Raw genomic sequence first — 14,822 nt, 5'->3', positions numbered from 1 at the left:
CTCCTGTCCTTTATTTTTCAAACCAACCGATGGGTTCTACTTGCAAGTTAATGTTGATCTGCTTCACTTCCTGATATTCGTCCAAGCCGAAAATGCCCAGACCGCGACCGATACCGCTTTGTTTGTAACCGCCCCATGGCGCTTCGACAAAACCGAGATGATACGTATTAATGTACGTAATTCCCGCACGAAGCTTCTTAATGACTCTAAGCGCTTTGGCTCCGTCCTTTGTAAAGACCGCCCCTGCCAAACCATACTCGCTTTCATTGGCGAGTCTAATCGCTTCCTGCTCATCGCTGAACATCTGGATGACAACGACGGGACCGAAGATTTCTTCAGATACAATGCGCATATCGGAACGTACGTCTGCGAATGCCGTAGGCGCAACATAGTTCCCGCCTTGCAGCCCTTCTCCTTCAAGCTGATACCCGCCACAGATCAACCGGGCCCCTTCCTCCTTGCCGATCTCAACATAACGAAGCACGTTCTCCATGTGCGCTTTGCTGACCAGAGGCCCCATCTCCGTATCCGGTCTATCGCCAGGGCCGACACGAATTTGCTTCGCCCGCTCCGCGAAGCGTTCCACGAAAGCTTCATAAATCTCTTCCTCGACCAAAATCCGGGAGCCAGCCGAGCACACTTGCCCGCTCCCCAGGTAAATCCCGTATAAAGCGTAATCTACAGCCGTCTCGAAATCTGCATCCGCGAAAATAATATTCGGCGACTTGCCGCCCAGCTCCAGCGAAATCTTTTTCAAATTGCCTGCCGCCGCTCTCATGACCGTACGCCCAGTTTCCGTGCCCCCCGTGAAGGAGATGCTGTCGACTAGCGGGCTTTCCGACATCTCGTTGCCTATGGCGCTACCCGGACCGAGGACGAGATTCGCCACTCCCTTGGGAATGCCTGCCCTTTCTATGATTTCAAACAGTTTAACAGCCGTTACCGGCGTCACCTGCGATGGTTTATAAATAATCGAGTTGCCCGCCGCGAGTGCCGGAGCTATTTTCCAAGCTCCCATCAGCAGCGGATAATTCCAAGGAGCTATTAGCGCGCATACCCCAATTGGTTCACGGACCACCAGCGTTTGCACGTCCCCAGGAACGTTCAGCGTATGCCCGTCGGGCTTCGTAATTAAGCCGGCATAATAGCGAAAGCAAGCCGCCGTATCGGTGACATCATATAGCGCCTCGCGAATCGGCTTCCCATTGTCGAGCGACTCCAGGCGTGCTAGTTCTTCTGTATTTGCATCAATGGCATCTGCGATTTTAAATAGATAAGCAGCTCGTTCCGATCCGCCCAAATCCGCCCATACCCCGCTGTCGAACGACTGTCTTGCAGCTTCAATCGCCGTTCGGGCATCCGCCGCATTTCCTTCTACCGCCTGGGCAATGACTTCGCCGTTAGCAGGATTCAGAATTTCTCTAACCTTCCCGTCAGCGGCTTCCTTCCATTCGCCATCAATGAACATTCTAAGGTGCAGCATGCGAGTTCACCCTTTCCGTTAATTTCGATTGAAAACGACCAGCTTCATTTCGGTCATCTCTTCGACCGCATATTTGATCCCTTCGCGGCCGATGCCGCTTTCTTTGACCCCGCCATAGGGCATATGATCCACCCGGAAGGTGGGAATATCGTTAATGATGACGCCGCCGACGTGCAGCTTCTCCGCCGCATCCAAAGCCGTGTGAATATCATTGGTGTAAATTCCTGCCTGCAAACCAAAGCGTGAATGATTGACGTGTCCGATCGCTTCAGCAATAGAAGACACCTTATTGATAACAACGATAGGCGCAAAAGCTTCCTGGCAGGATACTTTCAACGCTTGATCCGCATTGAGCAATACCGTAGGAAGCAATACGCCATCCCGGACCTCCCCGCCTGTCGCTACAACCGTTCCATGCTGTTTGGCTTCTTCGATCCATTGCAGCACTCGCGCATTCTCGCCCGGTGCGATCAAAGCTGACAAATCGGTTTCCGGTTTCATGGGATCTCCAACGACTAACCTTTGCGTGATCGCTACGAACTTCTCAACGAAGCGCTCATACTCTGCCTCGTGTACATAGGCGCGCTGCAAGGAAATGCATACTTGACCCTGATTGCTGAAAGCGCCGGTTACGCAGCGGGAAACAATTTTGTCCAAGTCGACTCCTTTGTCAATAATAACCGCCGCATTGGACCCTAGCTCAAGTGTCACCCGCTTTAAGCCCGCTTTGCTGCGGATTCCGATTCCTACCTCCGGACTTCCCGTAAAGGTAATCATGCTGACTCGCTCATCGGTCACGATCCGATCGCCGACAAGCCGGCCGCTTCCCGTTACGACATTCAGCGCGCCTGCCGGGAGGCCGGCTTCAAGCAGCAGCTCCGCAATGAAAAAGGCCGATAATGGCGTTTGGGCGGCTGGCTTCAGCACAATCGTATTGCCAGCCGCAATGGCCGGACCTACTTTATGAGCAACCAGGTTCATCGGAAAATTAAACGGTGTGATTGCTCCGATAACACCGAGCGGCTCCCGAGTCGTATAAGCGATTCGGCCTTCTCCTCCAGGCGCCGCATCCAGCGGAATTGTTTCCCCATGAATACGCTTAGCTTCCTCGGCCGCGAATTTGTACGTCTGTATCGTGCGCTGCACTTCCGTCTTGGCTGTTGTCAGCGGTTTGGCTGCTTCCAGAGCTAGAATTCGTGCAGCATCATCTGCACGTTCGGTCATTAATGCGGCCAGTTTCTCCAAAATTGCCGCGCGTTGATGCGCCGGCATGGCCGCCATGACAGCCCGCGCCTCATGGGCTGCCTCGATGGCTCGGTCCACCTCATCTAAGGATGCGACAGGAATTTCCGCAATCGACTCCCCCGAGTACGGAGACTTAAGCACCGTGTATTCTGACGCCGCAATCCATTCCCCATTAATAAACAGTCGTTGTTGTTTCATCGTTTAATCCCCTTTCGAGCTTCATCACTCATCTCCTAATCCTAAAGCCTGCTGTACCAATTGAGCAAAATGGTGCACCCCGTGTTCTGTCGGCGAACAGATTCCCCGGCCAAAGGCATTGGAGCGGTAGCCGATTTGGGCAAGCTCCACGAGCTCAACATCCTCATTGCGCACAACCTCTGCGAAATCCATCAGCGCTTTCTGCTCCTCGGTCGGCTCGTCTCCTTCCAAATAGAAGGTATAGATGCCGAGCGTCGTCTCGTGGTCAATCGGAATCATCTGAATCGTGGAGATGTTGCCCGGCCCCGGATAAACCGTAACCATCGCATTCGGCCAGAGCCAGTAAAACCGCCCTTCCTGAACCTCAGCATCGTTCAAATCGCTGCGGCTCGGCTTCAGGGAAGAGCCCTGAATATTACAGTAATCCCCGTTAATAATGTTATATTTGCTCATATCCAAAGTAGCTACGAAGCCCGGGTGAGCGATTGGGCAATGGTCGCATTCCAGGAAGTTGTCAATGAATACTTTCCAGTTGCACTTGATGATGCGTTTTCTTACCTGATTCTTCTTCAATCGGTCCAGGAACGGGAAGCTCGCAATATCTTCAAAGAAATCATGATACACTTCTCCGACAGGAGGGATCGTCTCATCGAATGTAATGAACATCAAATGAGATTTGATTTCCAGCCTAACCTTCTTCAAATCAAATTCGCCATTGCACAGCCCGTCGCAATTTTTGAAATTCGGCGTTCGGTTCAGGGAGCCGTCCAGTTTGAAGGTCCAGCCATGATAACCGCACATTAATATTTTTTTGGATCCAAATTCCTCTTTCTCCACCTTGGTTGCCCGATGAGGACAGACATTATAGAATGCCCGAATGACGCCGTCTTGATCGTGTACGATAATGATCGGCTGTCCGGCCACGTCGCAAGTAAAGAAGTCTCCCGGTTTAGGAACAAGGCTGATGTGACCCACAAAATTCCATGAATTCGCGAAAATATGGGTTTTCTCTTGCTCGTGTACTTCGGGTTTAGCGTATAAGTAATAAGGCATCGATGGATAAAAATCCTGTTGAATTGCATCTTTTGCGTTCGTCATGACGTCCGTAGCCCCTTTTCCATAGCGTTAGATTCAATTTGTTCTGATTACGCTTTCAAACTGTGAAGTCAAATTGAATGACCTATGAATAGATAAAGCAGAAAGCGTGCCAACCTCAATGAAGCCTTGATAAATCCATACTAAAGCGGCTTGTCCGGATGAAACCCATGCACTTTCGAGTTCGTTTTAACTCACTTTAGTCAATAGGTACTCAGCTTGAGTCGGTCACTATGAGATTAATCTTCGTGAGCTTCGTCTATGGCAAGCGACGGAGCTTGACGTTTGAACAAGCGGGTAAGGAACAGAAGGAAAATAAAGCCCCCGATATTCCAAATAATCCCCAGTTTCAAGGCCGTCGGGTCGATGTTGTACCACATCAAACCCAAGAAGGCCGTCCCGATGACAGGAAACAAGATGTTCCTGATGGCTTTCCATGCCGTTCCATAATTTTTGTTGCGAATGGTGTGCATAATCAAGCTCAGGTTAACGAACGTGAAGGCGGTAAACGCGCCAAAGCTGATGATCGATGCCGCCTCATCCAAGGTTAGGAAGATGGAGGTAAGGCCGAAGACGCCTGTAAGCAGGATGTTATATACCGGAATACCTGTTTTCGGATGCAGATGTCCGAAAATTTTCTCCGGAAATACGTTATCCCGTCCCATAGCATACAGAAGTCTGGATGAGCCCATCTGCGCGGCGATGCAGCCAACGAGAATCGCTGTAATAATGATGCCAAGGAAAACAGCCGTAAAGAATGCTCCGCCGATAATATCGGCAATTTCCATAGCAGCGGCATCAGGTGCAGAGAAGACGGACACATCCGGAAAAGCCACTTGCATGAAATAGGTAATCGTCGTGTACAGAATTCCAATAAACAAGGCGAGCGCAATCATGACCTTAGGCAAAGTTTTCGTCGGATTTTTCGTTTCTTCGGCCAGCGTACTCACCGCATCGAATCCGATGAAACCGTAAGCCAGGATGACCGAGCCTGACAACATGATCGGCAAGGTCAGTCCTTGCGAGTAAAACGGCGCTAAAGATAGAATCGCACCGTTCCCATTGTACTGATACTGGATGAGGAGCGCGACAAACACAGCCGAGATAGCTAGCTGCAGCACAATCAGAACTGTACTGACCGACACCGCGATCTTCACGTTAAACACATTGGATACCGTCGTGATGAGCAGCGTACCGACAACCCATACCCACATTGGAACATTGGGGAAATAAGGAACCATATACGTAGTAACCGACAGCACATACACGATGGGCAGAAATAAATAATCGAATAGCGTACCCCAACCGACCATGAAGCCAACATTCGGATGAAAAGCCTGCTGCGAGTAGGTGTAAGCCGAACCTGATCGCGGATAAAGCTTAACCATAGCTGCATAACTCAAAACCGTGAACAAAATAGCAAACATAGCAAACAGATACACAGACGGCACATGCCCCTTCGTATATCCCGATGCGATACCGAAAGTCGTAAAAACAGTCGTAGGCGTTAAAAGCGACAATCCGATAATGAACACGCCAAAAAATCCGAGCGTTCTCTTCAATTGCGTCCCTTGCTCTCCCATGTGAATACCTCCTAAAATGTCGTATCTAGATGATTGCGCTTACAAATAAATCGACAATCTCTGAATAAAATGTTTCATCATTATTATCAAGCAGAAAGCGTGCCAATATGAAATATTACGATAATATGCTTTCATTGGCCCTTATGCGGCCTTATTTCTCGACGATATTGAGTTGAAATCGACTCTATGAGTCTATTCAGACTCAATTTCACATATTTTCTTCTAATCATTAATCATTATATCATCACCGAAAAATGTCGCTTTCTTGCCTAGATTATTTTTTGCGCAAATAATTAAACTTCTATACAAGTCCCCTTCTTCCACAGGTTCATGAACTTGAAAACGAATTCAAATCATACTAATAGAGTATAAGAATAGACGTTGCAACTTAAAAAAGGTGCGAAATCTATTGACACAAGATCAGTGCCTAAATTACAATGTGAGTACAGGAAAATATTTTGCGCAAATATTTATCCTAGCATAAACCATACATTCTGTAGTCAAATATCAATGCTCAAGGGGGAAAAGTATGAGTAATAAGAAAATTGTTACCACTTTGTTAAGCGCTTTCTTTGTTTCTTCCGTTGTTTTATCAGGCTGCAGCTCCAGTACAACAAGCACTGCAACCTCCGCACCGGCAGAAAAACCAAAAACAGAAACAGCAACAGCAACCGAAGCACCGAAAGCAAAAAAAGATTCTGTAGCATTGACCTTAGCGATTTGGGATAAAGGCCAGCAGGAAGCAACGGAAGCCATCACAGCGGAATTCATGAAAGCAAACCCCAATATTACTGTAAAAGTGGAAGTTACTCCTTGGAACGATTACTGGGTCAAACGATCGGCCGAAGCCACCTCAGGCACATTGCCCGATGTTTTCTGGATGCACAGCGGTCAGTTCTTGAAATATGCAACAGGAAAATTCATTAAACCACTCACAGACAAAGTGAAAGCCGGGGAAATCGATCTAAACAACTACGTGGCAAACTTAGGAAACGTCTACACCTTAGATGGCGTCCCTTATGCAGTGCCTAAAGATTTCGACACGATCGGCTTAGCCTATAACAAAGATCTATTCCAAAAAGCGAATATTCCATTTCCTGATGACACATGGGATTATGCGAAATTAGCTGAAGTGGCCAAAAAACTTACAGATCCAAGCAAGGGCGTTTATGGGTTTGCCGCTAAAGCAGACACTCAAATCGGATACTGGAATGATATGTTGTCCTTCGGCGGTTCCATCCTTTCTCCAGACATGAAAAAATCCGGTTACGATTCCCCTGAATCGATTGCCGCACTAAAACAAAGATATCAAATGATCCTGGACAAATCCTCACCGACACAGCAGCAAATGACGGATACAGATCCTCGCGAAATGTTTAAATCCGGAAAACTGGCGATGATGTTCGAGGGATCATGGCAAATCAACGATATTTATTCCAGCGATATTATCAAAGGCAAGTGGGATTGGGCTAAGCTTCCAAAAGGACCGAAAACCCGCGGCAATATCATTAACGGTTTAGGCTATTCCATGTCGGCTGCAGGCAAGCATCAAGATGAAGCTTGGTTGCTAACGAAATTCCTGGGCTCCAAGCAAGCTGCGCAAATATTTGCCGATAAAGGCGCTGCAATTCCGGCATTTAAAGATACCCAAGATGCATGGCTGAAATCGAAAACGGATCTGAATTTGAAGGTTTTCCCGGAGCAAGCCAAAGAAGCTACCCCATATCCGGCGGGCTCGAAGTCTTATCCGGTTTGGTTTGAGAAAGAATCGCAAATCATGGCTCCGGCGTTTGGCGGCAAACAAAGCATCGAAGACGCTGCAAAAGCGGTTGCGAAAGCTATGAACGACGCGATCGCCGCAGAAAAATAATGGCTTCATCCGTTTAGATCAGACCTAAAAGTAATTGGCTCTGAAGGTTTACAGAGCCAATTACTTTTTAAACTATGGCAAGGAGTGTTGAAAAAAGAAAATGTCAAAATTCCGAAACCAATACTTACCCGCTTATCTGTTGGTGGCTCCTACCGTACTTTTAGTCAGTTTCTTTTATGTGATTCCTGTTATCATATCCGTGCTGCTAAGCTTTGTAAAATCCGAAAATTTCGGTTTAAGCAACAAATGGGTCGGTTTGGACAATTACAGAAGGCTGGTGGAAGACAAGCAATTTTGGGGAGATTTATGGAACACGTTCCATTATGTCATTTTATTCGTTCCGCTCGTATTAGTGGCATCGACGATTCTTGCCTTATTGTTAAATCAAAAAATTAAAGGAATATCCCTATTCCGAACGATTTATTTTCTGCCGCAAATTACACTTCCCGCCGCAACAGCCTTGGTGTGGGTCGTTTTGTTTAACAAGGATTACGGGCTTATCAATCATGTGCTCGGAACAGATATCGGATGGTTGTCCGATTCAAGGACGGTCATGCTGGCACTTGTCACCACCTCAGTCTGGGGAAGCGTCGGATTGAAGATGGTCATCATTCTTGCCGGCTTACAATCGATCCCAGCTTCCTTATACGAAGCCGCTGCTCTTGAAGGCGCTAATGCTTTGAGGAGATTTTGGCATATTACACTCCCTTTGCTTACGCCTACCTTATTTTTCGTAGCCATCATTTCCGTCATTGAAGGAACGCAAGTTTTTGACGGCATTTTATTTTTAGTCGGCAAAAACAGCATCGTTCTGGACGATGTTCGCTCACTTGTTTTCTCTTATTATATCAATACATATACGATGGACGATCCCAATTACGGTTCGACGATCATCGATATTTTATTGTTCATCAACCTCATTTTGACAGCCATACAATTTCGTTTGTCGAAAAAGTGGGTATTTTACGAATAGGAGGCCATCAAATGAGTGCTCATATTAAATCGTATACCAAAACCAATTATTTTGCCCAAACTGTCTTAATTATTGGCGCCATCGCCATGTTGGTTCCATTCATCTGGATGGTTCTGACTTCTTTCAAAACCGTAACCGAGACGACGCAAATTCCTTTCAAATATTTCCCGTCGCACTTCAATCCGAAGAGCTTTCCCAACGCTTGGAAGGCGCTCCCTTTTACTCACCTGTATCTCAACACGATTATTGCCGCTTTCTTCAGAACGGTCGGGCCGCTGATCTTCAGTTCCATGGCTGCTTACGCCTTTGCCAAAATCGTCTTCCCGGCTAAAAACTTTCTCTTTTTCCTGGTTCTATCGGTCATGCTCGTACCAAATCCCGTATTTTATACGCCTCAATATTTCATTCTCAACAAGCTGCATTTGATCAATACGGTTCCGGCCTTATTTATTACAGGCTTGGTCAGCCCTTTCGCAACATTTTTGCTGCGGCAGTTTTTCCTGGGTTTGCCGAAAGAACTCGAAGAAGCGGCAATTCTCGATGGGTGCAACCATTATCAGACGCTTCGTTTGGTATTGCTCCCACTGGTCACACCGGCTTTGGCAGCCGTTGCCATCATCCATACGCTATGGACTTGGAACGAATTTACATGGCCTTTTATCGTGAACAGCAGCCCTGATAAATTGACTTTAGCTACCGGTTTGCGAAATCTCGTGGGACAATATCAAACGGATTATCCTACCTTAATGGCGGGTGCGATTATGGCCATCATACCTATGCTCATTGTATTTATCATTTTCCAAAAACGCTTTATTGAAGGCGTCGCATTCACCGGTTTAAAATAGTCGGCACACAACAAAAAAGCCACAGTCTGCGAGGAATCCCTCCCCTGACTGTGGACTTTTGAACGTGAACAAGGTACAAACTACGGTTTAATCTCCTTACAAGAGCTTCTTTCGATCAATTCCGTCTTTAAGCTGATATGAATATTTTCAATATATTTGTTGCCGATCAAATCAATAAGCAATTTGACAATGAGCTGGTTAATATCATATTTAAACCGTCTTACCGTTGTTAGCGGCGGAATCATGAACTCCGATAATTTCAGATCGTCGAAGCCAACAATGGAGATATCATCGGGTATTTTCAAATTAAGCTCGAATATGGCCTTCATGGCTCCAAAAGCAATGATGTCGTCAAAACAGAAAAACGCCGTTATGTTAGAATTCCCCTGCAATATCGCTTTCGCCGCATCGTAACCGTGCGTCAAACTGAAAGAACCATAACTGATCTGCTCGTCTGCCACCTGCAAATTCAGACTTTTGAATGCATCCATGCAGCCTTGCATCCGATTCATATTGACCAAATGATCGACAGGACCGGCAATAATGCCAATGTTGCGGTGTCCCAGATTATATAAATAGTGAATGGCGTTATTAGCCCCATTGTAGTTATTGTAATCAATGTAATTCCAGTCCTTCTCCATATTCCGCCCATTCGTAACGAAGTAAGGAATGTTGTTCGTGATTAATTCATCAACAAGCTCATCATTCGTAAAAGGCGCAAAAATGATGGCGGCATCGATCAATTTTTCCTGAATCATTTTATTGGACATGGAGGATCGATCGATTTTACCTGTATTTGTTGTCAAGACAAGCTTATGCCCTAAACTCTCCAACTCTTCTTTCAGATTGTTCAAATCGACAGAAGACGAAGGATCATCATCGATAAAATCATTTTGATTTGGAATGAAGACGCCGATCGTATAAGAGATATTACTTAGCTTTTGCAGCGTGGTACCTGGCGTGTATAAGTATTCTTTCACAACATCCAATACTCTTTGTTTGGTTTCCTCGCTGAAGTTCCCTTTATTGTTCAACACCCTGGAAACCGTAGTGACGGAAACGTTAGCAATTTCGGCGATATCTTTTAATTTCAGCATGACGATCTTCCTTTTTCCTTCCCGAAGGGAAAGATGGTTTATTTGAAAAAAAATGCGCAATTTCTTGCAATGTTAATTAATTGTATGCCCGTTTATTCCTTTATGTCAATATCTCTTGTTGCAAAATGAAAAGAAATGGCCCATTCCGCGACATGGTCGACAGTATGGGCCAATCACGCATCAATTATACTTATTGAAATCTGATTTCATCGATTGTAATGGTTCCGCTGCCGCCCCACCAGAATGACATCGTAAGCTGTCCTGGGGATGTGCGATTCACGCCATTGCTTACTAGATTTATGGCAATATCTTTATAAGATGTTGTAATGGTATCGCCGCTAAACGCTCCCAGCGTTTTCTCAACTCCTCCAAGCGCAAGGTGGAATTGATTTTGTTCGCCGCCGGCACTCCCTTTTACACGGATAATCATTGTGCTATAGGCTGAAATGTCCTGCAGTACATCGCTGCCAAACCATCCGTTGTTGTTATATTGCAAGGTGAGACCTTTGCCATTGATGGCACCGGAACCTCCCGTTCCGTTCGTAAAACCATTGGCTCCCGTCCATTTGCCCAGGTCGTTATTGCCCGGCCAGGCTGGCGTATTGTCAAAATTATCTAAGAGCAAACTGCCAGTGGGCGTTGGTGTGGGCGTTGGTGTGGGCGTTGCGGTTGGCGTCGGAGTCGGAGTTGACGTCCCTCCGCCAACAATCGTAATTCGGTCGAAGTCTGGCGCATACGCCGTCGCGTTGGAGAACTTGATCGTATTGTTGCCAGCTTGCAAGTTTACTGTGGTTTGTAACGTTCCCACCGTTGTCCATCCGCCGCTGCTTGGGAAATTTAACGATACGGCTGTTCCTCCATTAACGCTCATGCTTGCTGACCTGCTGGAGTCCCCGTTCAAATAATCTATTTTAAGCGTATAGGTTCCAGCACTTGTCACATTGACGTTATTGAATTGCAAAGTACCGTTGTTGTTTCCTACGTATCCTACTTTATTCCCTCCTGAGCAGGTAGGGCAAGAACTCACAGCAGCCGAGCCCGTCAATGTGTTAGCGCTAGCTTCTGCCTCATAGGATTGCGATCCCGGCGTTGGTGTTGGTGTAGGAGTCGGGGTTGATGTCGGCGTTGGCGTCGGCGTTGATGAGGAACCGCCTGAAAGGCTGTAAGATAGCGTACTATCGCTTTTCAAGCTATTGAAGGTACCGAGATTTTGATCGCTTGGATCTTGCCCGATTCCTACTTTGCCGAGCGGCGTTCTTCCGCCTGTGTAATAATTCGTATTTGCAAACCTTAAACTTGGTTTGTTTCCAGCAGGATCAAGAACGGATACCGCCAACGTATAAGTTCCGGCCGGCAAATTAGACGGAATCGTGAAGGTACCGGCAACTGTATTTACGGCAGGGGCATTCGCGTATGCCCTGGAGGAAGAGTTCCAATTCGTTCCCGGCAGCCACGATGTTATATCTGTATTGAAAGTCCCAGTCCACGCAACGGAACGATCTGCTTTTAGAAGGCTCGCTTCAACCGGCCATTTGTAATACATAGGGGATGAGCCTTTGTTTACAACATTAAGCGAAACGCTCATTGTCCCGCCAGGTGAAACGTTGCCCGAGAACGTAGCTTGATTGATAACAAAGCGGTAACCAAGCACTTTCTGCATAGCTGTAGCTCCAGCTTCAACGGAGCTGTTGCCCGCGTTATAATCGGAGATCCAACCTAAGCTGGACGTATGCGTGTTCATGATCCAATCAATCACATAGTTGGTATTGGAGGGACTGCCTAATGTTCCATCCGGGCTTCCCCCAAGATTAGATTGATCTCCCCAATCATAAGCGACTTCTCCGCTGTTTATTTGCGTTCTCCACGTATCTCTGGCAATCTCGCCGTTGCCGCCAGCCGCGTCATCCGGCAGAGCAAAGGAGTCCCACTGAATGCCGAAGTTATAATTGGTAAACGTTTCGGGATAGCGAATCATCACTTTTTTGTTATGAAAAGCGGCCTTATAAGCATCTCCTAGTGCCGTTTGGAAGCTTAATGGAATGCGATCCGTGCCGTCCGCGAATTTAAGCGGATAGATATGATTTTCCCCCCAGTTTCCATATAGCCCAAGCTCAATGGCAGCTACACGGGGATCGTTATCCCATGCTTCTCCCAGCTTGCCGATAAAAGCAACCAGCCGGGATTTCAGCGTATCAGAGAGCCACTCGTTCACCGGATCGCTATGCGGCACTCCATTTGGCCAGAATTCCCCGGTACCCGGATACACAATGACAACGCGTGGAACGACTTTAATATTTTTATTTTCGATCCCTGCCCAAGAAGCATTGCTCCAGTCTTTGATCTTCTGAACCGAATCCGTTGCATAGTTCTCCAGATCCGTATATTTAATATAGTGTTTGTAAATATCCGAATACTCTCTGTCTGGAAACGAGGAGTCATTGATGTATCTTGAAGGTCTGAACCCGATAATCGGGTTTTTGAAAGCTTCGCTTGATTCGGAAAGATTCACCGTGATGTTCCCCGTGGCGGCGAGTGCCTTGTTTTGGAGATCAGCCTTGTTCAGTTGGATAAACAAAATCGTAAAAATCAAAAAAACGGCAAATAGGTTGATCTTTTTCATGTCATTTACCTCCTATTTTTGATTGCGCTTACAACTCAAATCAATAAATAGATCCTAATCCAAGAAAAAGCAACGTTAAAAATTTGCGCAAGTTTTAACAAGGTAAGTGTACTCTCTATCTTAGATGCCGTCAATCACTTTTCACTTGATATTTCCTCATATGTTAGAATGCGCAACTCGTATTGACAGTCAGAAAAATTAGGAATAAAATCAAAGTATAAATTATTTGCGCAAAAATTTTACTACAAGGAGATTATTCACATGGAGGATACCTGTCAATCGATACAACTCATGCATGGCGAATATTGGTGGGGCGGGGTTATCAACGATGGCGCGCTCATGCCCTTCGGCAATGCCGACTATTCGCGCAACTTGCGCACAATCGACGATAATCAAGCATCTCCCTTGCTGTTATCGAATAAAGGGCGATATGTTTGGAGTGATCAGCCTTTCGCTTTCTCTTTTCATGAAGATGAACTTTTGATTCATCATGCGAATAGTCCCGTTATCGTCGGGCAAAACGATCACAATCTAGCTGCAGCTTACACTCATGTATCACGCACTTATTTTCCATCTTCGGGAAAGATTCCTGATCCCTTGGTATTTCTATCACCGCAATATAATACATGGGTTGAAATGTTTTACGAACCGACACAAGATAAAACCATTCAATATGCCAAATCCATTTTGAATCAAGGATTTCCTCCCGGGATATTAATCATTGACGACAATTGGATGATCGACTATGGCAACTGGAAATTCAATAAGGAACGATTTCCCGATCCGAAGGAAATGGTTCGCGAATTGCATCAACTGGGATTTAAAGTCATGCTCTGGGTTTGTCCTTATGTCAGTCCGGATAGCGCTGTTTTTCGATTGCTTCAGAACAAAGGCTATTTGCTTAAATCAAAAGATCATACACCCGCCTTACGTCAATGGTGGAACGGCTACAGCGCTATGATTGATTATTCCATGAAAGAGGCGGTGGAATGGTTCCACGAACAACTGGATGATCTCGTTGCTAGTTATGCGATCGACGGTTTTAAATTTGACGCAGGAGAGCCCATCATTCCGGATGCCGATGACTTTAGCAAATCCGTTATATGGGCTAACACGCTCCCCCTCAACGATGATTGCCATGCATTCGCAAAGATAGGAACTAAGTATCCGCTCAGCGAATACCGGATGTCTTGGAAGAACGGCGGACAATCGCTTATTCAACGGCAGCGGGATAAAGCTCATAAGTGGGGACGCGGTGGATTGTCTGACCTTATACCTAATGGCATCGTTCAAGGACTGATGGGTTATTCCTACAATTGTCCGGATATGATCGGGGGCGGATTGGACGGAGACTTTAATTCACCCGACTTCGCCTTTGACAGCGAATTATTCGTCAGGTATGCGCAATGCTCCGCTCTGTTCCCCATCATGCAATTTTCGTTAGCTCCTTGGCGGGTGCTTCAAGGGGACCACTTGAGTTATTGCTTTGACATCGTGAAGTTAAGGCAGCAATTGGGGCCAGAAATACTGGAGCTAGCCCGACAATCTGCAACAACCGGAGCGCCAATTATGCGGCACTTGGATTACGTATTCCCTAATGAGGGATATGCCCTTATCAATGATCAATTTATGCTGGGCGATCACATTCTCGTAGCGCCTGTACTTATCAAAGGACAAACCTCGCGCAAAATTCATTTTCCAGCCGGTACCTGGATGGGCGATGACGCCTCTATCGTGCAAGGACCGGCGGTGGAGGAGGTCCAAGCACCTTTATCCAGGCTTCCGTGGTATCGAAAAATATAGCTGAAATGCA

At 46.5% G+C, this 14,822-nt stretch carries 10 protein-coding genes; 4 read left to right on the top strand and 6 right to left on the bottom strand.

Features of this window, described 5'->3' with window-relative positions:
- Positions 1 to 10: 10 nt before the first annotated feature.
- The 4 genes from AC3WRW_RS22385 to AC3WRW_RS22370 form a co-directional block, all read right to left on the bottom strand.
- Positions 11 to 1,483, bottom strand: coding sequence for an aldehyde dehydrogenase family protein (locus AC3WRW_RS22385; protein WP_492548507.1), 1,473 nt, complete (start codon positions 1,481 to 1,483; stop codon positions 11 to 13).
- 18 nt (positions 1,484 to 1,501) lie between these two features.
- Entirely contained in the window at positions 1,502 to 2,926 is a 1,425-nt protein-coding gene (locus tag AC3WRW_RS22380) for an aldehyde dehydrogenase family protein (protein ID WP_492548506.1), read from the bottom strand.
- 24 nt (positions 2,927 to 2,950) lie between these two features.
- The gene (locus AC3WRW_RS22375; RefSeq protein ID WP_492548505.1) at positions 2,951 to 4,024 is read right to left on the bottom strand and encodes an aromatic ring-hydroxylating oxygenase subunit alpha; all 1,074 of its coding nucleotides are present in this window, start codon (positions 4,022 to 4,024) and stop codon (positions 2,951 to 2,953) included.
- 236 nt (positions 4,025 to 4,260) lie between these two features.
- Positions 4,261 to 5,604 carry an APC family permease gene (locus AC3WRW_RS22370; RefSeq protein WP_492548504.1) on the bottom strand — a complete coding sequence of 448 codons (1,344 nt, stop codon included), beginning with the start codon at positions 5,602 to 5,604 and terminating at the stop codon, positions 4,261 to 4,263.
- Positions 5,605 to 6,133: 529 nt separating this feature from the next.
- Between AC3WRW_RS22370 and AC3WRW_RS22365 the strand changes: the two genes are divergently transcribed.
- The 3 genes from AC3WRW_RS22365 to AC3WRW_RS22355 all read left to right on the top strand — a co-directional run bounded on the left by AC3WRW_RS22365 (position 6,134) and on the right by AC3WRW_RS22355 (position 9,292).
- Positions 6,134 to 7,474, top strand: coding sequence for an ABC transporter substrate-binding protein (locus AC3WRW_RS22365; RefSeq protein WP_492548503.1), 1,341 nt, complete (start codon positions 6,134 to 6,136; stop codon positions 7,472 to 7,474).
- Positions 7,475 to 7,574: 100 nt separating this feature from the next.
- On the top strand, positions 7,575 to 8,447 hold the full coding sequence (locus tag AC3WRW_RS22360; protein WP_492548502.1) for a carbohydrate ABC transporter permease: 873 nt from the start codon (positions 7,575 to 7,577) through the stop codon (positions 8,445 to 8,447).
- Positions 8,448 to 8,458: 11 nt separating this feature from the next.
- Positions 8,459 to 9,292, top strand: coding sequence for a carbohydrate ABC transporter permease (locus tag AC3WRW_RS22355; protein ID WP_492548501.1), 834 nt, complete (start codon positions 8,459 to 8,461; stop codon positions 9,290 to 9,292).
- A gap of 80 nt (positions 9,293 to 9,372) precedes the next feature.
- On the opposite strand, the gene AC3WRW_RS22350 is transcribed toward AC3WRW_RS22355, so the two are convergent.
- Both AC3WRW_RS22350 and AC3WRW_RS22345 read right to left on the bottom strand, forming a co-directional pair.
- Positions 9,373 to 10,389, bottom strand: a complete 1,017-nt coding sequence (locus tag AC3WRW_RS22350; RefSeq protein ID WP_492548500.1) for a LacI family DNA-binding transcriptional regulator — start codon at positions 10,387 to 10,389, stop codon at positions 9,373 to 9,375.
- 190 nt (positions 10,390 to 10,579) lie between these two features.
- On the bottom strand, positions 10,580 to 13,009 hold the full coding sequence (locus tag AC3WRW_RS22345; protein ID WP_492548499.1) for a DUF4832 domain-containing protein: 2,430 nt from the start codon (positions 13,007 to 13,009) through the stop codon (positions 10,580 to 10,582).
- Between the two features lie 261 nt (positions 13,010 to 13,270).
- Between AC3WRW_RS22345 and AC3WRW_RS22340 the strand changes: the two genes are divergently transcribed.
- Positions 13,271 to 14,812, top strand: a complete 1,542-nt coding sequence (locus tag AC3WRW_RS22340; RefSeq protein WP_492548498.1) for a glycoside hydrolase family 31 protein — start codon at positions 13,271 to 13,273, stop codon at positions 14,810 to 14,812.
- The last annotated feature ends 10 nt before the right edge of the window (positions 14,813 to 14,822 follow it).

This window comes from Paenibacillus sp. FW126-R14 (genome assembly GCF_058789495.1).
Note: the sequence above shows the minus strand (reverse complement) of the source record. Positions and strands in the feature narration are given on the sequence as shown.